Below are 21,784 nucleotides of genomic sequence, written 5' to 3'. Positions count from 1 at the left end.
GGATTACAATTTATCCATATTCAAAAAATGATCAAAAGTATCACCTCTCAGACCTAAACGGATGGTTTCCAATGGAATCGTCTCCGCAGGAGCAATATTTCCAAGATTTACATTTGAACCCAGTAATTTAATGAACCAAACTTGTTGTTCTTTCTGAGGTGCTTCCCAGATGATGGCTTCTTCAGGAATCTGCGTTAGAATTTCATCCACCAATCCTTCTCTCACTTCACCGGAACCTCTATAAATCCCTACATTTCCGCCTTCTCTGGCTTCAGCAATTACTTTCCAGGAACCAGCTTCCAACTCTGCATTCATTAATTTGATCCATTTATATGGCGCAAAAATCTTAGCCGCATCCTTTGAACCTACTTCAGAAATCACAGTCACCTGCTTTGATAATTTCTGGATGAATTCACATTTAAGGTCGTGTTCAATGCTAATAGAGCCATCAGACACTTCAGCATATTCCATCCCAAACTGATCCAGCACTCTGCAATAGTCGTCAAATTGATTACGGATTGCAAAAGCCTCGAATAATGTCCCTCCAAAATAGGTAGGAATTCCTGCAGATCTGTAAATAGCCAGTTTCTCTTTTAGATTAGGCGTCACAAACGAAGTTGCCCAGCCTAATTTTACGATATCAGTATGTACTCCGGCAACTTCGATGAAATCTTCCGTTTGCCTTAAGCTTAGTCCTTTATCCATGACCATTGTAATTCCTTTATTGCGCGGCTTTACTGATCTTTCGGGTATATTATTTAATGGGTAGTTCATATTGCTCACAAAGGTGAAAAAAAAATGGACAGTTTTTATCAGGTATATCTAATAAAAAACGGTAACATTATTTAACATAACGGTTAATGACTTCTATTATTGAGCCATTATCTTGCAATTGTGGCAAATACTCAAACAAAATATAATGTTTATCCGGGTCGGTCACCAATGCGGTTTCCAAATAAACTAAAGCATCATTCTTTTCTCCCAGCGCGAACAGATAGGCCACCATACGATAGTATAATTCTGCGGCATCAGGGTTATTTTTTATCCCATCCAGAATCGTTTCAGAAGCCTCCAAAAGTCTACCCTGCTCATAAAGCACCGTAGAAAAATCTAACCAGGCCTCAATGTCCACCGGATTAAACTCTAGCACCTTATAATAAGCTTCGATAGATTCTTCAATCTGACCGAGTTTATAAAAAGCGTCTGCCATGGCAAACCAGAAATCAGGATTCTCATTGTCCAGTTCCAAAGCTTTACGGTAAAAATGAAGAGATTCAAAATAACGTTCCTCAAAGTTGAGCGTAACCCCAATACCAAACCAGGCATCTGCCATTTTAGCATCCATTTTCACGGATTTCTTATAATAAGAACGGGCCTCATCCATTAGATCCAGCTTTTCATAGCATTCCCCAATGGCACAATAGGTATCTGCATTAGGTGGTTCATATTCGAAAGTCTGTTTATAGACTTCGATTGCTTCCGCAAAACGGTCTAATTGCACCAATGCATTCCCTTTATTATAATAAGCAGAAGCAAAGTTATCCTTAATGAGGATCGCATAATCATAAGCATCAATCGCCTTTTCAAAGAGGTCCAGTTTATGATAAGAATTGGCAAGATTATACCATGCAGCGTAAGAATAGGGGTCGTTATCTATATATTCCTGATAAAATTTAATGCTTTCCTCCTGTTTGTCCAGAATATCGTAACAGAAAGCAAGTTCATATAAACCGTCTTTGTTTTCCATATTCTGCTCCAGACTACGTTTGATATAAACAATTGCTTGTTCATAATCCAACATATTCTGATATACATAGGCAATTTGTAAAAGGATTTCATCTGTCGTTTCAGCAAAAGCCAACGCAATCTGAAAATTATCCAATGCCTCGGAATAACGTTCCATGCTATTGTAAATATTCCCACGCAGGATATAAATTTCCGCTTCTGAAGCTTCCAGCATTTCTGCTTTTTGCAAAGCCAGAAAGGCCCTTTCGACCTGATCGGTTACAAAAAACAATTGTGCCTGCTTCACCAGGAAAACAGCCGCATAAGGATGCTGATTGACTGCATAATCGGTCACCTGAAGTGCCTTAACAGGATCACTTTTCTCTATATAATAATCTATAATATTCTCAAAAGCATGCGCATCAAAAAAGTACTGATCCTGATTACGTATCATCTCCTCATAACGTTCTACAGAACGTTGTGCATCATCACTAAATTCAAATAAAAACTCCTCTTCCATATCGCTAATAATTAAAGAACAGAACCAATTTTTTAAAACACATTATAAGTTTACAAATAAAATATCTGCATAAACTAAATAATTTTCAACATCTACACACCCGAAATCCTAAATGACTGATTGTATTATTTTTAGCAAAATTCTCGGAGGAAATGAGTTGAATGCTTTTTCTATAGAGATTATGATCTGAATTATCCTACAAAATAACATAACTTTAAATGAAAACCTGTAAAATTCAGGTCAGAAAAGAAACCAAACATTAAAAAAGCGGTTATAGAAATAGTGTTATCCCAGGAAGGATGAGGCGATTTTACCGTTCATAAACCCTAAAACGAATGAAAAAAAGCATCAGTTCCGTTTTAAAAAATTTAGGAATTCAGGAACTCAACCCTGCCTACAGCACCGGCCAACATTGGTCTGGAGCACAAAATGCAAAGACCATCACTAGTTTTTCGCCTGTTGATGGTCAGAAGATTGCCAGCATCCAGGTCGCCAGCCCCGAAGATTATGAACAGGTGATGAGCACTGCAGAAACAGCCTTTCAGTTCTGGCGCAGCCTACCTGCCCCAAAACGGGGTGATATTGTGCGTCAGTTTGGAGAGGCCTTAAGAGCTGCAAAAGAAGACCTGGGTACCCTCGTTTCTTATGAAATGGGGAAAAGCCTGCAGGAAGGACTTGGCGAAGTACAGGAGATGATCGACATCTGTGATTTTGCAGTCGGACTTTCCCGGCAACTGTATGGTTTAACCATGCATTCTGAAAGACCAAATCACCGAATGTACGAGCAATGGCATCCTGTAGGAATTGTAGGCATCATTTCGGCCTTCAATTTTCCAGTAGCCGTATGGAGCTGGAATACCGCTCTGGCCTGGGTATGCGGCAATGTTTGCGTTTGGAAACCTTCTTCAAAAACACCTTTATGTGCAATCGCTTGTCAACAACTCATTGCAAAAGTGTTAAAAGACAATGAGATGCCTGAAGGGATTAGTAATTTACTAATTGGCAATGCCGTAGGCGATATGATCAACAACGACAAGCGCATCCCTCTGGTTTCCTTTACCGGATCTACCCGGATCGGGCGAACTGTTTCGACCGCTGTAGCAGGCAGATTTGGAAGGAGTATTCTGGAACTGGGTGGCAACAATGCCATCATTATTTCTAAAGATGCCGACCTGGAGATGTCCATCATCGGGGCCGTATTTGGCGCGGTTGGTACTGCCGGACAACGTTGTACCTCTACCCGCAGACTCATTATCCAGGAAGATATTTACGAAGAATTCAAAAACAGACTGGTCAAGGCTTACGCACAGTTAAGAATCGGTGATCCTTTAGACCAAAACCAGCATGTAGGCCCACTAATTGATACTGCAGCGGTAGAGATGTATGTCAAAGCAATAGCGAAAGGCAAAAAAGAAGGGGCACAGTTTATTGTGGAAGGTGGCGTCCTGACCGGAGAAAATTACAGCTCCGGCTGTTATGTAAAACCCTGCATAGCAACAGTGGAAAACCATTATGAAATTGTACAGGAAGAAACTTTCGCCCCCATTCTTTACCTGATCAAATATAAAACATTAGATGAGGCTATTACCTTACAAAATGCGGTTCCACAAGGCTTATCCTCCGCTATCATGACGCTCAACCTAAGGGAAGCGGAACAGTTTTTATCGGCTTCTGGCTCTGATTGCGGCATTGCAAATGTCAATATCGGAACCTCAGGCGCAGAAATCGGAGGTGCTTTTGGCGGAGAAAAAGAAACTGGTGGTGGCAGAGAAAGTGGTTCGGACGCCTGGAAGGCCTATATGCGTAGACAAACAAATACCATCAATTACGCCAATACACTACCATTGGCACAGGGTATTAAATTCGATTTATAAAACACAACGAAGACTAAGACCTCCAACTGTCAAAAAAAAAGCGACAGGGAAAACTCCCTGCCGCTTTTTATAGTACTGCAAATCTTTCTATCTATTTCACCAAAGTCGTTTTCGCGTTTGCAGCAATGCCATTTTCAATAAAAGTACTTTGTGTTGTTAGCGCCACAAAATCCACTGTATTCAATACAGAATTTTTGTTTTTCACTAAAATATGTTCATCAGCTGTTCCAAGCAACTTCAAATCTGAAGTACCATTGCTAACAGTGTACAAACTTCTGATATTTCCTTTCAATGTTGCTTTAGCATCATCGTTAAGGAATACCTGTAATACATTCAGATCGAATTTTCCTGAAGTCTTCACTTTTGCACCGTTTGAAGCTTCAATTCTATGTAAGTCCTTTACATAAACCACTACATCCAATGCTTCATCCGAAGTAGAATTGATCACTAGAGTGTATCCTCTTTGTTTAAAGCTTACCTGTTTTCCTTCCGACTCATTTCTCAACTCTACACGTTCTTTTTTACCTTGAATCAAGGTAACCTTCACATTACCAGACACCTCAATTTTATTGAAAGGCTTCTCAGGACTCATAGACATAGGTGTTATTGCTGCCATCGATGCATTGGTAAATGCAGAGGCAGATAAAACAATTGCAATTAATGTTAGGGCGATTAAAGATTTTACAGACGTTTTCATAATATTTTGATTTAAATAGATTTCTTAAGGTTTTGTTGATAAGACGCGCCTATTTCAGAAACGTTTCAACAACTTTTAGCGTTTTAGACCACAATGAAAGAATCAACGACCAATGCCTTATATTTTTCGACGAACGGGCAGAAAAAAAAATGGCTAAATCTGTGATTTTATTTGAAAGAAGTTCAATAAGCTGTATGTTTAAAGATTTTTAAATGCTTACCCTCCCTTTGTTTTAACCTTTAGCTAATGTTACGAGTAGATAGTTCTAAGCCCTGTAAAATCGTTTATTCCTTATGCAAACACGAGTTTTTCGGTTACCTGATAGAACCTCACATCGTCCAGCTAAATCCTCAGGGAGACTTTTCGCTCACTTATCAGCGTATATTTTCACATACCGCCTCTGAGTTCGCGGCACACCTGACAGAAAAGGATTTTAAGCTGATTAAAATTCTGGATGAGACGGAGCAGGATTTCATCATTAAGAAATATCATAAGAAAGCCATTCGTCCAGTCGAATTTTTCAGTAAGTTTTTCAATGAAAAATTTTTAGAAGGTGTACGCCCAAAGATTGAAAAGAAACTGGCAGAAGCCCTCGAAATCATCAGAAAGGATGCTGAGTTATACCTCATGGATAGTGATGGCTGGCCTGCAGAGCGAAAAATTGAACTCGCTGTAGAACCTGCTACCGTACTATTTCATTTTAGACGCAATGCCATGGAAACCCGTTATTTTCCAACCATCAAATATCAGGGTATGCGGATCGATTTCATGTTTAAAGAAGCACAGATTGTAAGTAATCAACCGGCATGGCTACTTTTAAATGAGGTCTTATACTTCTTTGAACAAGACATTGAAGGAAAAAAACTACTCCCATTTTTAAATAAACGGTACATCACCATTCCAAAATCTGCAGAAGACGCTTACTTTGAAAAATTTGTAGCCCCTTTGATTGAGAAATACCATGTTTATGCGGAAGGATTTGATATTAAAACCGAAAAACATGAACCTAAAGCAGTGATAAAGGTGATTTATGTGGATGCCGGCATTTCTCAGCTGCAATTGTATTTTAAGTACGATACACATGCCTTTGCTATGGGCAATGAGAAGAAGGTAACCGTACATATAGAAAAGGAAGGAGACAATTACCTCTTCAGTCGCATCAAAAGAGATGCTGCATGGGAGAAACAAAAATTCAATTTCCTAACTTCCCTCGGACTAAAAAAAGTAAGTCCACTGAACCATCACCTCGAATTACCTGCATTACAAGATGAAAACCAGAGCTATGCCATTTTAAATTGGGTGAATGAGCATATTGAACAACTGAAAACTGAAGGATTTGAAATTGAACAAGACCAGGGGGCGAAGAAATTTCAGTTTGCCAGTAACAAGATTGATTTTGAAATCAAAGAAGACAATGATTGGTTTGACATCCATGCCATTGTTTATTTTGGTTCACACCCCATCCCATTTATCGCATTAAAACAACATATCCTTCATAAAAAAAGAGAATTTCCACTTCCTGATGGCTCGATTGCGATTATTCCTGAAAAATGGTTCAGTCAGTATGGAAGCCTGTTTAGCTTATCTGATGGCGGAAAGGAATTAAAATTAAAAAAACACCACCTCGGACTAATCAATGAATTGGCAGAAGATGGTATTGCCAATGTCACGCTAAGTCGTAAATTACAAAGACTGAATGATTTTGAAAACATTGAAGACACCAGCATGCCGGTACATTTTAAGGGAGACCTACGGAGTTACCAAAAAGCCGGTTACAACTGGTTCAGCTTTTTAAGGGAGTATAATTTTGGTGGTTGTCTGGCAGACGATATGGGTTTGGGTAAAACCATTCAAACCCTGGCCATGCTGCAAAAAACCAAAGAAGAAGACGAAGCGCAAAACACAAAAAGCACTTCCCTGATCATCATGCCTACCTCTCTAATTTACAACTGGCTGAATGAGGCCAAAAAATTTACGCCAAAACTAAAAATTCATGCCCATACCGGCAGCTCCAGAAACAAAGACATCAGTCTGTTTGCCAAGTACGATATCATTATTACGACCTATGGCGTTACGCGCGTAGACATCGATTTACTGAAGAACTACTATTTCAACTACATCATTCTGGATGAAAGTCAGAATATTAAAAATCCTTCTTCAAAATCCTTTAAAGCGGTCAAAGCACTTAAATCCAGACATAAATTAATCCTAAGTGGTACACCGGTAGAAAACTCGGTGAGTGATTTATGGACGCAGCTGACCTTCTTAAACCCAGGTTTACTTGGCACACAGGCTTTTTTCAATGAAGAATATGTACAGGCCATAGAAAAACGGAAAGATGAGGAAAAGGCCAGAAAACTGCAGGCCATCATCAAACCATTTGTCTTGCGAAGAACCAAAGAGCAGGTTGCTTCAGAACTACCTGCAAAAACAGAACAGGTTATTTATTGCGATATGTCTGAAGATCAGGCGGCTTATTACGAAAAAACCAAATCTGCCTACAGAAACGATCTGCTAAGCAGTATGGACGACGGCAGCTATGAAAAGAAACAAGTCCAGTTATTACAAGGCTTAACCGCATTGAGACAATTGGCCAACCACCCGGTGATGATTGATGAGGAATACCATTCTGATTCAGGTAAATTTGAAAACGTAATCCATACCCTGGATAATGTGTTAAAAGGAGGCCACAAAGTATTGATCTTCTCCCAATTTGTGAAGCACCTGAACATTTTCAAACAGTATTTTGAAAAAGAAGAAATCGCTTTCTCTTACCTGGATGGGGCGACTAAAAACAGAGGTGAAATTGTGGCTGAATTCCAGGAAAACAAGGAGCTAAAAGTCTTTTTAATCTCAATAAAAGCTGGTGGTGTGGGCTTAAACCTGACTCAGGCTGACTATGTGTTTATCCTCGACCCATGGTGGAACCCTGCGGTAGAACAGCAGGCAATTGACCGTACCCACCGTATCGGACAGGAGAAGAAAGTTTTCATTTATAAATTTATTGCAAAAGATACCGTAGAAGAGAAAATCCTGGCCTTACAAAACCGCAAAAAACGATTGGCCAGTTCATTGATTACTACGGAAGAAAGCTTCTTCAAATCGCTGAGTAAACAAGATATCCAGGAGATCCTGAATTAGGATTCGCCCTGAAGCACATGGTTATATTGCTCCCGACTGATCATTACCGCGCCCAGGCTCATTAAATGATCATTTGGGACTTGACAATCGATCAGTTTAAAACCTTTGTGCTGACACAACCAGATCAAAGCAGCTTTAGAGGCATTGCTGACCAGACTAAACATGCTCTCTCCGCAGAAAACACTGCCGATTTCGAGTCCATATAAGCCTCCACACAGCTTTCCATCCTTCCAGACCTCTACACTTTTTGCAAATCCATAGGCATTTAATGCAATGTAAGCTTCCTGCATTTCTTTAGTGATCCAGGTGCCAGGCTGATCTTTCCGGCCAACTTTTGCACAATTCCTGATCACTTCCGGAAAAGCTTCATTGTAGCTGATTTTAAAAACTCCGTCTTTTAGAATTTTTGCCATGCTTTTACTAATCTTCAGATCCTTAGGATAAATTACGCAACGCTCATGCGGCGAATACCAGCAAATGGGATCATCTTCGCTAAACCAGGGAAAAATCCCGTGATGATAGGCTAAAAGCAATCTGTCTACACTTAAATCTCCTCCTATTGCCAATAATCCATCCGGATCGGCCAATGCCGGATCTGGAAAGCTAATCTCTTGATCATCGAGTCTAAAAACCATGATGCAATAATAAAAACAATAATTTAATGTAACGAAGTCTCCTTTATCGTATCTTAATTTAAAAAAACATGAATTTAATAGGCAATATCATCTGGATCGTTTTTGGCGGCATTTTTATTTTTTTCGAATACATCATCGGAGGACTCATCTTATGCCTAACCATTGTAGGTATTCCTTTTGGCTTGCAATGTTTCAAATTTGCCATTGTAGGTTTGGCACCATTTGGTGTTAAAATTACAGATACTTCCTCCAATACCGGTTGCCTATCCACCATTATGAACATCATCTGGTTGATTTTTGGTGGCTTCTGGATTGCCCTAACACATTTGTTTTTCGGCCTGCTGTTCTGCATCACTATTATCGGCATTCCTTTCGGCCGCCAACATTTTAAATTGATGAACCTGGCCTTTACCCCTTTCGGTAAATCCATCAGTTAACTCCAGGCTTAGCTAATTTCAATCAGGCCAATTTTCTGTGCAAAAGTAAAAGCCTCCTGACTCTCTTTGAACAAGCAGGTACTGATCCCTTTTGCTTCGAGCTTAGTTAGGATCCGCCTGCTTTCTATTTCTTTTCCCTGACGTACATTTCTAATGAATATCGCTGCTACATTCTCTGGAAACTTCTCCGCTATCCTGGCATAAATCGTAGGATCTTTCTGGGAGTTATCCCCAAAAAGGATAAACTTCTGTTTGGGAAAAACTGCCATAATCCGTCTCAAACGAATCAGTTTACCCTCATGCCCGGTTTTACCAGTCTTAATTAAACTGGTCCAGCGTTTCAATTGATTCAACAGGAATGCACCTTCCGGTAAGCGGTTAAACCGAAAAGTTTCCAGCAGGTAATCGTAAAGATTCCATTCTGTACTGGAAACATAGAAAAATGGGTTGGGTTGATCGGCTGTTGTATGGGATAAAGCCAGCTGACGATAAAATTCGGCAATACCAGGAAAGGTTTTTCGTGTTCTCGGGTTCTTGATAAACAACTCCCTAAGCCTGCGGCCAATCGTAGCAGAATGAGAAACCATAACCGTATCATCGACATCAGAGATGATCGCATATTGTGTTTTGTGCGGAACATAAACCTTACCCAATGCTTCGCCCAATACTGCCCCATCCTTTGCAAAAGCTTTTACTTTTAAACCATGCCAACCTGCAGTTACATTTTCAAGCGCCTCCCACTCAAACTTAAAAAAACCATCGTAAGCAGTTTTTTGCTCCAGGAGCTGCCCATTAAAATTGAGCTGTACCCGGGTAAATGGAGCTGGTTTTACAATAAATAGCTTGAGAAGGTGACTGATATTGACCAGGAGATTATTGCTGTAGACTTGTTTTGTCTTCGCTTTAAAGGCGAATACATGACCATAAATCACGAGATCCTGGGTATGTCCATAGCCATGATATACTTTTACACTGCAGGATTTATTCATTGTAATTAAAACAGACTTAGCTGGAAGTTGTTTGTGCTATTAAACAATATCAATGGGAGCAGCCAAATTGAGCGCAAAAATACTTTTTATCGTTAATCCTGGTTCCGGGAACCATCAAATGAACTACTCCGAGCTCATTATTGATCACTATAAAGCCACAAATCAGGAAGTCCGGATTTTTGAGCTGCCGAAAAATTGTAGTTTAGATAAAATCAAGGAGCACATTGAGCATTCGGAAGCCGATCGTGTGATCGCTGTTGGTGGTGATGGCACTTTAAAGCTGGTAGCAGAATGCCTGCAGGGCAGGAATATCCCAATTGGGATTATTCCGGCTGGTTCGGCAAACGGTATGGCTAAGGAGCTGGGAATACCATTGGAACTGGAAGCCGCATTACAGTTGGCCACAAATGGAAAGGCGAAGAAAATCCACGCCATTAAAGTAAACGGAGAGCTTTGCATTCACCTGGCTGATATTGGCTTTAATGCCTACATCATCAAACGTTTCGACCATTTGCCACAGCGTGGGATGTTAGGCTATGCAAGAGCCGCCTGGCAAGCATTATGGAGTCACCATAAGATGGACGTAGAAATAGAAATTAAAGGGCAGCAGATTAAAACACAGGCAGCAATGGTTGTAATTGCCAATGCCACCAGTTATGGCACGGGAGTAAAAATCAATCCCGAAGGAGACCTGACAGATGATCTTTTTGAAGTGATCCTCGTTAAGAAGTACACCGTTCTGGAAATACTAAAAGTAAAATTTACAGAACTGCCCTTTAATCCAGAAAAAATTGAACTTTTTCATACCAAAGACCTGTGTATCAAAACAAGACACAAAGTTCATTTTCAGGTAGATGGGGAGTATCAGGGAAAAGTAAACCGGGTGGAGGCAAAGATTCTTCCCGCAGCAATTCAGATCATTACTCCTTAATTAAGGGCAGTATTGAGCGATCAGGTCGTCAGCCAGGTTCGAACCCATATTTTTGACAAACTTAAAATCTTCACAGGCGCCCTGCAGGTCTTTCTGTTTCAGTTTCCGTTTCCCATCCTCCAGCCTTTCCTGAAAATACTTTTCATTATAGCCCAGTTCCTCTTTCAACCTGGAAAACCTGGCTTCATCCTCAGGTTTAAAAGCGGTGCTTGCTTTATTTTTATAAAAATTAATGATCACATCGGTAAGTCCTTCAGTGGATTTATAATTGACAATGGCTTGTTGTATCTCTGCGCGACTTTTTCCTTCACAGCCAAATCCGGTAAGTTCAAAAACCAATGGTGCAATGATCACCACTGAAGTATCGTGTCCTGCTGGAACTTCCCATTTGCCACTGCTTAAACGAATCAGTCTCAGTGCCTCCTGGTCTAAATCCGTACCAATACCCGAACGAATTGCAGAATAGGAAATCTCGCCTTTATGATTCAATTTGAACTCAATATTCACTACTCCCTGAATGCAATTTTGCAAAGAATATGGAGGATATACCTTATTTTCCATCACAAAACGTTCCAGGCCACCCTTTAATCTGGGCTGCGACTGTACCGAAAACCCAATCAGCATTAAGCATAAAAAAAGAATTTTCCTCATCCCCTAATTTACGGAAATTAAATCAAAGCCCCTTTAAATGTGTGCTTTAATATTACGGAAGGGTCTGGTGAATTCAGAAGATAGGATGATTTCTGAGAGAACTGGCAAACGCCAGGATAATCACCTTTGGCGGTATATAAGTTAAATATCAATTGGAAATGAAGGTGTGGGGGCCAGTAACCATTCTCTTCAGGAATCCCGAAAGTAGCAAAAGCGGCCCCTTTGGCCACCTTTTGTCCAACTTGTAAACCGCTCAATGAATTTAAGCTCAGGTGTCCGTACAAGGCATGAAACACCTGGCCATTGATCTCATACTTTAGGATAATGGTAGCTCCATAATCCCCAAAATGATCATTGAATTTAAAACTGTGGACTACCGCATCATGAAAGTTATAAACTTTTGTCCCGGCAGGACCCCAGATGTCAATCCCTAAATGTAAGCGGCGGGGCTCTTCATCACGATCAAAATGTGCACTGCGGGCATAGATGGTCCGGTGCTCATCGTATCCACCAATCCCATAGCGGGCATTGGCTTTGGTCAGTTCAGTTGTGATCCAATCGCTAAAAACAGCAGTATCCGCCAATACCTCCGGAACCAGCGCCGTATTGTCTGCAGTAAAATTAAAAGGATGTAATTGCTCCGAATCCGGATCAAAATCTACCACTTTTCCAATAACTACCCCTTCCAGATTTAAGGGATGCTTTAGCGCTGTTTCCTGCATATATTAGGTATAAACTCTTTTAGCCAGCAGAAAATTAATCTGCTGTTTCGTCTGTATCTGCCTGTCTTGGCTCCTTCGCTATCTTATCAAAGATCTTATCCATATGTTGTACATACTCATTGGTATCGTCTACAAAAAAGGTTAAGGTAGGCACCACTCTTGCCTGATGGCGAATTCTTGCCCCTAATTTATACCTGATCTCGCTCGAATGCGCGTTCACTTCTGCCACAGATAAAGTGGTGTTGTTGGTATTTAAAAAACTTAAATAAACCTTTGCTACCGCTAAATCCGGAGAAACTCGGACTTTAGTAATGGTAACGAGGGTATTTGGTAAATATGCTGCTCCTTCACGTTGAAATATACTAGCTAATTCCTCCTGCAGGACTCCGGCAAATTTCTGCTGACGTTTACTTTCCATAATTATTTCAATCTTAATATTAATATAACAGCTTATCGTAAGGATAGCGCTCTATATGTAAAGTCTTCACTTTATCATACAATAGTTGTTTAAATTCTTCTAAATTCTCTTTGTGCAGGGCAGAGATAAATATCGCAGGGGCGTTATTAGTGGCCATCCAGCTGCGTTCAAACTCTTCCAGGGTCAGGGTAGATTTCTCTCCGTTTTCAAGATCTACCTCCGGACTCACATAAGCATCAATTTTATTGAACAGCATGATTGTCGGCTTATCTCTTGCACCCAGGTCTTTTAATGTTTCATTGACCACATTGATCTGGTCTTCGAAGTTAGGGTGAGAAATGTCTACCACATGTATCAGCACATTGGCTTCACGTACTTCATCAAGAGTCGATTTGAAACATTCGATCAAATGGTGAGGCAGTTTTCGTATAAATCCAACGGTATCTGACAGTAGGAAAGGTACATTTTCGATCACTACTTTACGCACAGTGGTGTCTAAGGTAGCGAAGAGCTTATTCTCTGCGAACACTTCTGATTTCGACAACATGTTCATAATGGTTGATTTACCTACGTTGGTATAGCCTACCAATGCCACGCGAATCAGCTCATTACGGTTTTTTCTTTGTGTCTCATTCTGTTTATCGATGAGTTTCAGGCGTTCTTTCAAAAGAGAAATTTTCTCCAAAATCATCCTTCTATCACTTTCAATCTGCGTCTCACCCGGACCTCTCATCCCGATACCCCCTTTTTGGCGCTCAAGGTGAGTCCATAAACGGGTCAGCCTTGGCAATAGGTATTGAAGCTGGGCCAGTTCCACCTGAGTTTTCGCTTGTGCAGTTTGTGCCCTGCCAGCAAAAATGTCCAGAATAAGGTTACTCCTATCCAGCACTTTTACCTGCAATTCACGCTCAACGTTTCTCAGTTGTGAAGGCGACAATTCATCATCAAACACTACTAAATCTATTTCTTCGGACTTTACATATGCCCGTATTTCTTCTAACTTTCCTGTACCTACAAAAGTACTGCGGTCTGGCTTCTCCATTTTTTGAGTAAAGACGTTCGCCACCACACCTCCGGCAGTATCTACCAAAAATGCCAGCTCGTCCAAATACTCTTTGGTTTCTTCCGGTTTTTCACCTTGTCTTATTACGCCAACAAGAACAGCACGTTCTGGTTTAAGCGCGGTATCAAAATATTTCTGCTTTCCCATGTAAAGTGCAAAGATACAAAAGTTATACCGAGATCAGCTGACTGACAAAGTCAGACATTGATGCGCCCGGATTTTGAGTTTTCATAAAGTTTTCCCCAATTAAGAAGCCATCAAATCCCACTGCTCTCAGTTCATTAATGGTCAGCGGATCAGAGATGGCACTTTCAGAGATTTTCAGGAATTCGTCAGGAATCTCATCTACCAGGTCAAAAGAAGTCTGAATATTGACAGAAAAATCAGCAAGGTTCCTATTGTTTACCCCTATCGCATCCAATTCAGGAATCAGGCTTCTTTGCAATTCCTCCATGTTATGAACCTCAAGTAACACATTTAAACCAAGGCTTTTAGCGAAAACCGCCATGTCCTCAATCTCATCTGGTGTTAAAATCGCGGCAATTAATAAAATGATATCGGCACCCATTGCTTTGGCTTCCAGGATCTGATATTCATCAATCATGAAATCTTTTCTCAGGATAGGGATATGATTAACCGCCCTTGCCGCCAGTAAATCATTGGCATGTCCGCCAAAGAAATCGACATCTGTTAAAACCGAAAGTGCAGCAGCACCTGCCGCAGCGTAGGCAGTAGTCACCTCTTCTACAGTCACTTTGTCATTAATGACCCCTTTTGAAGGAGAACGGCGTTTAAATTCGGCAATAATACCTGAACGCTTTTCATCCAGCAAAAATTCTTCAAATGAATACGGTGTACGGTTAAAATGCAATGCCGATTCCAGCATTTTTGTAGAAACCTGTGATTTGGCCATGGCCACTTCTTCGCGCTTGCGAAGTACAATTTTATCTAAAATATTCATCTTTTATGCTTCTAACCAATTTTTCATCATTTCCTTACCGTAATCTGTCAGTACGCTTTCAGGGTGAAACTGAACACCTCTTACATCGTATTCCTTATGTCTTAAAGCCATGATTTCATGGTCTTTATCGGTAGCAGTTATCGCTAAACAACCCGGCAACCCTTCATTATTTACTACCCATGAATGGTAGCGGCCAACATTGATTTCTTCCGGACAATTTTTGAAAAGTATTTCTTCTTTATCCAGCACCTGAATTGGCGTCGCAATGCCATGCATTGGTCGGCCCAGGTTCAACAAGGTACCTCCAAATGCCTGTGCAATGGCCTGTTGTCCTAAACACACGCCAAAGATACTCTTCGTAGCCGCATATTCTTTAATCACTTCCAGCAACAAACCTGCTTCCTCTGGAATTCCAGGGCCTGGCGAAAGGATAATTTTATCGTATTCCGCTACATCCGACAATTCAAACTTATCATTCCTCCAGACTTCTACTTCTCTTCCCAATTCGTTGACCAGGTGGACTAAATTATAAGTGAAGGAATCGTAATTGTCAATTACCAGGACTTTCTTTTGCATCTCTTTATCGTTTGTCATGTTAAATACCTGTGGCCATTTCTACAGCTCTGCGAAGTGCTGCAATTTTATTATTTACTTCCTGCATTTCATTTTCCGGAATAGAATCGGCCACAATACCTGCTCCTGCCCTATAATGCAATTCATTGTTTTTACTCATAAAAGTACGGATCATAATGGCATGATTAAACGTATCGTTAAAACCCATATAACCGATAGCCCCGGCATAAAAATTACGGCCCAGACCTTCGTATTCATCAATCAGCTGCATGGCGCGATATTTTGGCGCACCGCTTAATGTCCCTGCCGGATAGGTATCTGCCACAACTTTAAATGAAGAAACATCTTTCTGAAGTTTACCGCTTACTTTAGACACCAGGTGGATCAAATGAGAATAATACTGTACCTCTTTAAATGATTTAACCTCTACGCCATGACAATGTCTGCTCAGATCGTTTCTTGCCAGATCTACCAGCATCACATGTTCTGCGCTTTCTTTAGGATCCTGTTCCAGCTTTCTCGCCAGCTCTGCATCTTCTTCATCATTTCCGGTTCGTTTAAAAGTACCCGCAATCGGGAAGATATTCGCAACGTTGTTTTTAATGGTGATCTGGGCTTCTGGTGAAGAACCAAACAATTTGAAATTACCGTAGTCAAAATAGAAAAGATATGGCGAAGGATTTATGGAACGCAAGCAACGGTAAACGTTAAATTCATCCCCTAAAAATCCTTGCTTAAAGGCTCTTGAAGGTACAATCTGGAAAACATCACCTCTTAAAATGTGTTTCTTCATTTTGTCGACAATATCCATAAAGCCCTGGTCTGTCAGGTTTGAACTTTCTTCGCCGATTGTTTTAAAACTATATTCCGGGAAATTTTTATTCTGTACCAGGTACTCCATTTTCTCCAGATCATCATCTTCATCCCCATTAAAGGTATTTTTGAAAAGGGTCACTTCATTTTTAAAGTGGTCGATGGCAATGATGTACCTATAGATGTGGTATTGCATCATTGGAATTTCCTCTCCTTCAGGAGCACTTGCCTGGAAAGTGATGTCTTCAAAATGCTGGATCGCATTCCAGGTGAAATACCCGAATAAACCGTTAGAGATATAACGCGTGTCTTTGACTACGCCAGGCTCAAACTGCTGCTTAAACGCATCAATTTCTTCAGTGAGCACAAAATTCTCTTTTTCCACGCGTTTTCCATCAGGAAAATAGGTGGACAAGATGCCATTTTTCAAAATAATCCCTGCCACAGGCTGGGCACACACATAACTCACCGAGTTCTCGCGACTGTGGTAATCAGAACTTTCCAATAAAATGGTATTCGGAAACACATCCCTCAACCTCAGGTAAATACTTACCGGAGTTGTGGTATCCGCAAGTCGCTTCTTGTAAGTGGTGTTAATGATATAATTCTTCATCTTAAATCTTAGTTTTCATCAGTATGCAATTGTTTTTTATTGAGTTTCATCGCCATCGTAAAAAAAATTTTATAACAAAAAACCCGACGTGTGGTTACGTCGGGTTATAAGTGTGGTTTGGTTTAGGTTGATAAACTATAATGTACACGAAGCTACGACGAAACTCTTTTCAGAAGTACCGCGCCATTGCCAAGTATGTATATTGTTAATCATGTGCAACAAAAATATAAATAAATCTTACAACACCAAATTAAATTGTGAAATATTATGACACTCCCCAGAAGGTCCTCGAAGGATCTGCTTTCACCATCGCAATAATTGCTGCTACAATTACAATTAATGCAAGACCGAAGTAAAGGGCTATAATGCGGTGTTTACCAGTTCCATCCTCGATACGTTTCGATCTGGCGTTACCTACAGTCACTAAAATGGCTGCTAAAATCATCATTCCGATGTGCTCCATTTTCCAATATCTAATCCCTGCTTCTACCAATGGGCTGATGAAATATAAGATCAATCCAAATAAAATTTGGGTGTGTACAAAGATCAATGTAAAAACATTTAACTTTCTATTTCCTTCGGTATATGGTTTTTTTCCTAACCATCCAGCCAATGCCTGAACAACCGCCAAGACCAATAAAATTAAAACCAAGTAACGCCATCCTGAATGCGCGCTTCTCAAAATCTGATAGAAATTCATAAACGTGTTTTTCTTTCAAACTTAGCTAATAAAAAACAGTTTAAAAAAAAGGAAAATTACTTATTGGTATTTAAAATCATTATAAATTAAAAGGATAGCTGGATGACGAGTTTATCCCACTGCCTTGAAATAACGTATCTTGATTGAGAAAGCAAAATTTTGCCACTTGGTAAAAAATAAGTTATAAACCCATCCTCCCATTTTTTTTAGGTTAGATTTAGCTACTAAAACTAAATTTTTATGAAGAAAATTCTACTCTCGCTTGCGTTGGTATTTTCTGGTACTCTGGTATTTGCTCAGCAGACCTACCCAGTAAATGGGTCTTATGACATTAGACCCGGGAATTATGCGTTTACCAATGCAAATATTGTGGTAAATGCCAATCAGACCATTACCAATGGAACCCTATTGATTAAAGGACAAACCATCCAATCGGTGGGTAGCGGAACCGCAATACCGAAGGGTTATGTGGTCATCGACCTGAAAGGAAAATTCATTTACCCCTCGCTGGTAGATGCTTTTTCAGCGTATGGCGTACCGGAAGCCAGCCGAACCAATGCCGGAGGCTCTCGTCAATCCATTTTTACCTCTACTAAAAAAGGAGCCTATGGCTGGAATGAAGCCATTCGGCCGGAAACACAAGTGAATGCCATCTTTGCCATCGACACGAAGAAAGCTGATGAATTGCGTAAAGCCGGATTCGGCAGCGTTAACGTCATCAACAGAGATGGAATTTCTCGCGGAACTTCTTCCGTGGTGACTTTAACCGACGAAAGAGAAAATAGCAGCATGTTGAAACCGGAAGCCGCTGCCAATTACTCTTTCAATAAAGGAACTTCACAAAATGATTACCCAACCTCATTAATGGGTGCCATTGCCCTCTTGCGCCAAACTTATTACGATGCACAGTGGTATGGCAAACAAAAAGAAGAATATAACATCTCTTTGGAAGCCTTTAATAAACAACAGAATATCCCGCAAATCTTTGAAGCTGATGGCTGGCAAAATATTTTGCGTGCTGATAAAATTGGAAAGGAATTCGGGAAACAGTACATCATGAAATCTACAGGTGATGAATATCAACGCATTGAAGCAGTTAAAGCAACTGGCGCCAGCCTGATTATTCCCATCAACTTTGTGAAAGCATATGATGTAGAAGATCCTGCAGATGCAAGAAACGTAACCCTGGCACAGATGAAAGGCTGGGAAATGGCTCCTTCGAACCCGGGAATCCTGGAAAAAGCAGGAATCAGGTTTTCTTTAACTGCTCATGGCTTGGATAAAGCAGGAGATTTTTGGACCAATATCCGCACAGCAATCGACAACGGACTTAGTCAGAAACAAGCGCTTTTATCAGTTACCGAGATTCCGGCTACAATGATCGGGGTTGCCGACAAAGTAGGAACACTTGAAAAAGGTAAACTGGCCAATTTCATCATTACTTCTGATAGTCTCTTTAAAAAGAGCAATATTGTTTTGGAAAACTGGGTACAGGGAAAAAGATTCATCACCAATAAAAAAGATGAAAAAGATACCATAGCAAAAGGCCCCATTAAAAAAGACCTGGACAAACCTGTATTAAATGCAGGAACCCTGATCTATCCATTTACCGCTTTTGGTACCGCTAACCCATTAAAACAGGAAACCGTATTGTTAAAAAATGCCACAGTATGGACGAATGAGAAAGAAGGTATTCTTCAAAATGCAGATGTATTGCTGGAAAATGGCAAAATTAAAGCCGTTGGAAAAAACCTGAGCGCAGGGAATGCGAAAGTCATTGATGCAACCGGAAAACACATTACCCCGGGAATGATCGATGAACATTCTCATATCGCTGGTACAGGCGGGATCAATGAAGGCGCCCAATCTTCCTCTGCGGAAGTACGCATTGCGGATATCATCAACTCGGAAGATGTCAACATCTACCGTCAACTGGCGGGTGGTGTAACCACTTCTCATATCCTTCATGGTTCAGCAAATCCGGTTGGCGGACAAGCGCAACTGATTAAACTCCGTTGGGGTAAATTACCTGAAGAATTGAAGTTTGCAGGTGCAGATGGTTTTATCAAATTCGCCCTTGGTGAAAACGTAAAGCAAAGTAATTTTGGTACAGGAGCGCGTTTCCCGGTAACCAGGATGGGTGTAGAACAATCCTTTGTGGATGAGTTTACCCGTGCAAAAGAATATAAAGCGGCATTAGCGGTTAAAGGAAATAACGTTCGTAAAGATTTGGAATTAGACGCAATTGTAGAAATCCTGGACAACAAACGTTTCATTACCTGTCATTCTTATGTGCAGTCGGAGATCAACATGCTCATGAATGTGGCCGACAGCCTCGGATTTAAAATCAACACCTTTACGCATATCCTGGAAGGTTATAAAGTAGCGGATAAGATGAAGGCACGTGGCATTAATGCTTCTACTTTCTCAGATTGGTGGGCTTACAAAATGGAAGTTGCAGAAGCGATTCCTTACAACGGAAAGATCATGCACAATGTAGGGATTACGACTGCTTTCAACTCTGATGATGCAGAAATGGCGCGTAGGTTGAATCAGGAGGCTGGCAAGTCGGTATTGTATGGTGGTGTCCCTGAAGAAGATGCTTTGAAATTTGTGACTTTAAACCCAGCTAAAATGCTGCATATCGACCACAAGGTGGGCAGTATTAAAGCAGGTAAGGACGCAGATGTGGTGATTTGGTCGGCAAACCCACTTTCTATCTATGCAAAAGCAGAGAAAACTTTTGTAGATGGGATTTCATACTGGGATATCGATCGCGATGAACAATTGAGAAAAGATCAACAGATCGAACGCGCAAGAATCATTAAAAAAATGCAGGAAAGTAAAGGAAAAGGTGGAAAAACACAGCGTCCAATAGCTGAAAGTCCACGTATGTACCACTGCGAAACCGTAGAAGATTATGCTATGGAACTAAACGAATTAGAAAGGACACATGCTCATGAATAAATATATTTTATCCGTTTTCCTCAGCGCAGCGGCAACAGTTTCTGCTTTCGCACAAGCGAATATTTCCCCGGCTCCGGCACAAAGTAAACTTACATATGTGTTGGGTGCGAAACTACACCTTGGCAATGGCAATGTTATTGAGAATGGCTACCTGATTTTTGATAAAGGAAAGATCACCGGAATTGGAGATGCAAGGGTTGTTAAGTTGGACATGAGCAAGGGAAACCTGATTCAGGCGAACGGCAAACATGTATATCCTGGCTTTATTGCGCCGGTAACCAATTTAGGGTTGGCAGAATTTGAATCCGTGAAAGCCTCTCTGGATTTCGCAGAGATCGGAAATCTGAACCCACATATCCGATCCATTATTGCCTACAATACGGATTCCAAGGTTCCTGCAACCCTAAGAAGCAATGGCGTTTTAATGGCACAGGTGACGCCACAAGGCGGAACAGTGTCCGGAAGTTCTTCTGTAGTACAACTCGATGCCTGGAACTGGGAAGATGCCGCCATTAAAACCGATGATGCCATGCACATCAACTGGCCTGTCGTTCCTAAAGGCAGAGGGGGCTTTGGCTTCCGCGGTCCGGCGATTTCGTCTGAACTCTTAAAAGAAAGGACACAAAATTCCATCAACGAGCTGGATCAGCTCTTTGCAGAGTCAAAAGCCTATTCAGAGGCCCCAAAACCTGCAGTAAGTAATGCACGTTTGGCAGCTATGAGGAATCTTTTTAATGGGAACCAGCGACTATTTATCAATGTTGATGGGCAGAAAGACATCATCGAAGCGGTGAATTTTGCCAAAAAATATCAGATCACACCGGTCATTGTAGGTGGCGATGAGGCCTACCTGATCACAGATTTCTTAAAGCAAAATAATGTAGCAGTAGTGGTCAAACAACCACATGCCTTACCAAATTCTGTAGACGATGATGTGAATATGCCTTATAAGAATGCCGCAACACTAGTCAATGCAGGTGTAAATGTGGTCGTAAGTATTGATGGTTACTGGCAGCAGCGCAACCTTCCTTTTATGGCAGGAACTGTGGCTGCATGGGGATTAGATCCTGAAAAAGCACTACAAACGATTACTTTAAACACGGCAAAGGTACTCGGAGTCGACAAGACCACAGGAAGTTTGGAACTAGGCAAAGACGCAACCTTCTTTATTTCTTCCGGGGACGCTCTGGATATGAAGAGCAATCATGTGGAACAGGCTTTTATTCAGGGAAGAGACATCAACCTGGATAACCTGCATAAACAACTGGACAAAAAATTCAGCGCAAAATATCAGACAAAACCTTAATATTTTTAAATTTTCTAAACGGCTGTTTTTTATAAAAAACAGCCGTTT

At 40.8% G+C, this 21,784-nt stretch carries 19 protein-coding genes; 6 read left to right on the top strand and 13 right to left on the bottom strand.

The window, feature by feature from the left end; all coding sequences use genetic code 11:
- Window positions 1-3 precede the first annotated feature (3 nt).
- Both R2Q94_RS01525 and R2Q94_RS01520 read right to left on the bottom strand, forming a co-directional pair.
- Window positions 4-774, bottom strand: coding sequence for a phosphosulfolactate synthase (locus tag R2Q94_RS01525; protein ID WP_316819666.1), 771 nt, complete (start codon window positions 772-774; stop codon window positions 4-6).
- Between the two features lie 67 nt (window positions 775-841).
- Window positions 842-2,245, bottom strand: coding sequence for a tetratricopeptide repeat protein (locus R2Q94_RS01520; protein WP_316819665.1), 1,404 nt, complete (start codon window positions 2,243-2,245; stop codon window positions 842-844).
- A gap of 335 nt (window positions 2,246-2,580) precedes the next feature.
- Between R2Q94_RS01520 and R2Q94_RS01515 the strand changes: the two genes are divergently transcribed.
- Entirely contained in the window at window positions 2,581-4,119 is a 1,539-nt protein-coding gene (locus R2Q94_RS01515) for an aldehyde dehydrogenase family protein (RefSeq protein WP_316819664.1), read from the top strand.
- Between the two features lie 91 nt (window positions 4,120-4,210).
- Here R2Q94_RS01515 and R2Q94_RS01510 read toward each other — a convergent pair whose 3' ends face one another.
- Complete coding sequence (locus R2Q94_RS01510) at window positions 4,211-4,816, bottom strand: GIN domain-containing protein (RefSeq protein ID WP_316819663.1); 606 nt, start codon at window positions 4,814-4,816, stop codon at window positions 4,211-4,213.
- 246 nt (window positions 4,817-5,062) lie between these two features.
- On the opposite strand from R2Q94_RS01510, the gene R2Q94_RS01505 reads away from it, so the two are divergent.
- Window positions 5,063-7,957, top strand: a complete 2,895-nt coding sequence (locus R2Q94_RS01505; protein ID WP_316819662.1) for a DEAD/DEAH box helicase — start codon at window positions 5,063-5,065, stop codon at window positions 7,955-7,957.
- Here R2Q94_RS01505 and aat read toward each other — a convergent pair.
- Window positions 7,954-8,592, bottom strand: a complete 639-nt coding sequence (gene aat / locus R2Q94_RS01500) for a leucyl/phenylalanyl-tRNA--protein transferase (RefSeq protein ID WP_316819661.1) — start codon at window positions 8,590-8,592, stop codon at window positions 7,954-7,956. The genes R2Q94_RS01505 and aat overlap by 4 nt on opposite strands.
- Window positions 8,593-8,660: 68 nt before the next feature.
- Between aat and R2Q94_RS01495 the strand changes: the two genes are divergently transcribed.
- A complete protein-coding gene (locus tag R2Q94_RS01495) occupies window positions 8,661-9,029 on the top strand; it encodes a YccF domain-containing protein (RefSeq protein ID WP_316819660.1) in 369 nt (122 codons plus the stop codon).
- 8 nt (window positions 9,030-9,037) lie between these two features.
- On the opposite strand, the gene R2Q94_RS01490 is transcribed toward R2Q94_RS01495, so the two are convergent.
- Window positions 9,038-10,018, bottom strand: a complete 981-nt coding sequence (locus R2Q94_RS01490; RefSeq protein ID WP_316819659.1) for an App1 family protein — start codon at window positions 10,016-10,018, stop codon at window positions 9,038-9,040.
- Between the two features lie 52 nt (window positions 10,019-10,070).
- Between R2Q94_RS01490 and R2Q94_RS01485 the strand changes: the two genes are divergently transcribed.
- Window positions 10,071-10,949: a diacylglycerol/lipid kinase family protein gene (locus R2Q94_RS01485; protein WP_316819658.1), complete on the top strand. Its 879-nt coding sequence runs from the start codon at window positions 10,071-10,073 to the stop codon at window positions 10,947-10,949.
- Here the strand turns inward: R2Q94_RS01485 and R2Q94_RS01480 are convergent, their stop codons facing one another.
- From R2Q94_RS01480 to R2Q94_RS01445, 8 genes are all read right to left on the bottom strand, one after another.
- Window positions 10,950-11,573, bottom strand: a complete 624-nt coding sequence (locus R2Q94_RS01480; protein WP_316819657.1) for an energy transducer TonB — start codon at window positions 11,571-11,573, stop codon at window positions 10,950-10,952.
- 44 nt (window positions 11,574-11,617) lie between these two features.
- Entirely contained in the window at window positions 11,618-12,322 is a 705-nt protein-coding gene (locus tag R2Q94_RS01475) for a peptidoglycan DD-metalloendopeptidase family protein (RefSeq protein ID WP_316819656.1), read from the bottom strand.
- Window positions 12,323-12,356: 34 nt separating this feature from the next.
- The gene (rbfA, locus tag R2Q94_RS01470; protein WP_316819655.1) at window positions 12,357-12,740 is read right to left on the bottom strand and encodes a 30S ribosome-binding factor RbfA; all 384 of its coding nucleotides are present in this window, start codon (window positions 12,738-12,740) and stop codon (window positions 12,357-12,359) included.
- A gap of 19 nt (window positions 12,741-12,759) precedes the next feature.
- The gene (gene hflX, locus R2Q94_RS01465) at window positions 12,760-13,950 is read right to left on the bottom strand and encodes a GTPase HflX (protein ID WP_316819654.1); all 1,191 of its coding nucleotides are present in this window, start codon (window positions 13,948-13,950) and stop codon (window positions 12,760-12,762) included.
- A gap of 22 nt (window positions 13,951-13,972) precedes the next feature.
- On the bottom strand, window positions 13,973-14,764 hold the full coding sequence (gene trpC / locus R2Q94_RS01460; RefSeq protein ID WP_316819653.1) for an indole-3-glycerol phosphate synthase TrpC: 792 nt from the start codon (window positions 14,762-14,764) through the stop codon (window positions 13,973-13,975).
- 3 nt (window positions 14,765-14,767) lie between these two features.
- Window positions 14,768-15,340 carry an aminodeoxychorismate/anthranilate synthase component II gene (locus R2Q94_RS01455; protein ID WP_316819970.1) on the bottom strand — a complete coding sequence of 191 codons (573 nt, stop codon included), beginning with the start codon at window positions 15,338-15,340 and terminating at the stop codon, window positions 14,768-14,770.
- 19 nt (window positions 15,341-15,359) lie between these two features.
- Window positions 15,360-16,763 (bottom strand): anthranilate synthase component I family protein, encoded by a 1,404-nt coding sequence (locus tag R2Q94_RS01450; RefSeq protein ID WP_316819652.1) that lies wholly within the window; start codon window positions 16,761-16,763, stop codon window positions 15,360-15,362.
- A 265-nt stretch (window positions 16,764-17,028) separates the two neighbouring features.
- Entirely contained in the window at window positions 17,029-17,463 is a 435-nt protein-coding gene (locus R2Q94_RS01445; RefSeq protein ID WP_316819651.1) for a cytochrome B, read from the bottom strand.
- A gap of 240 nt (window positions 17,464-17,703) precedes the next feature.
- On the opposite strand from R2Q94_RS01445, the gene R2Q94_RS01440 reads away from it, so the two are divergent.
- Both R2Q94_RS01440 and R2Q94_RS01435 read left to right on the top strand, forming a co-directional pair.
- Window positions 17,704-20,430, top strand: coding sequence for an amidohydrolase family protein (locus tag R2Q94_RS01440; protein WP_316819650.1), 2,727 nt, complete (start codon window positions 17,704-17,706; stop codon window positions 20,428-20,430).
- Complete coding sequence (locus R2Q94_RS01435; RefSeq protein ID WP_316819649.1) at window positions 20,423-21,736, top strand: amidohydrolase family protein; 1,314 nt, start codon at window positions 20,423-20,425, stop codon at window positions 21,734-21,736. Before R2Q94_RS01440 ends, R2Q94_RS01435 begins: the two co-directional genes overlap by 8 nt.
- The last annotated feature ends 48 nt before the right edge of the window (window positions 21,737-21,784 follow it).

It is taken from the genome of Pedobacter gandavensis, assembly GCF_032678465.1.
Lineage (GTDB): Bacteria > Bacteroidota > Bacteroidia > Sphingobacteriales > Sphingobacteriaceae > Pedobacter > Pedobacter gandavensis_B.
The sequence above is the reverse complement of the archived record's forward strand: the minus strand, read 5'-3'. Positions and strand labels throughout refer to the sequence as shown.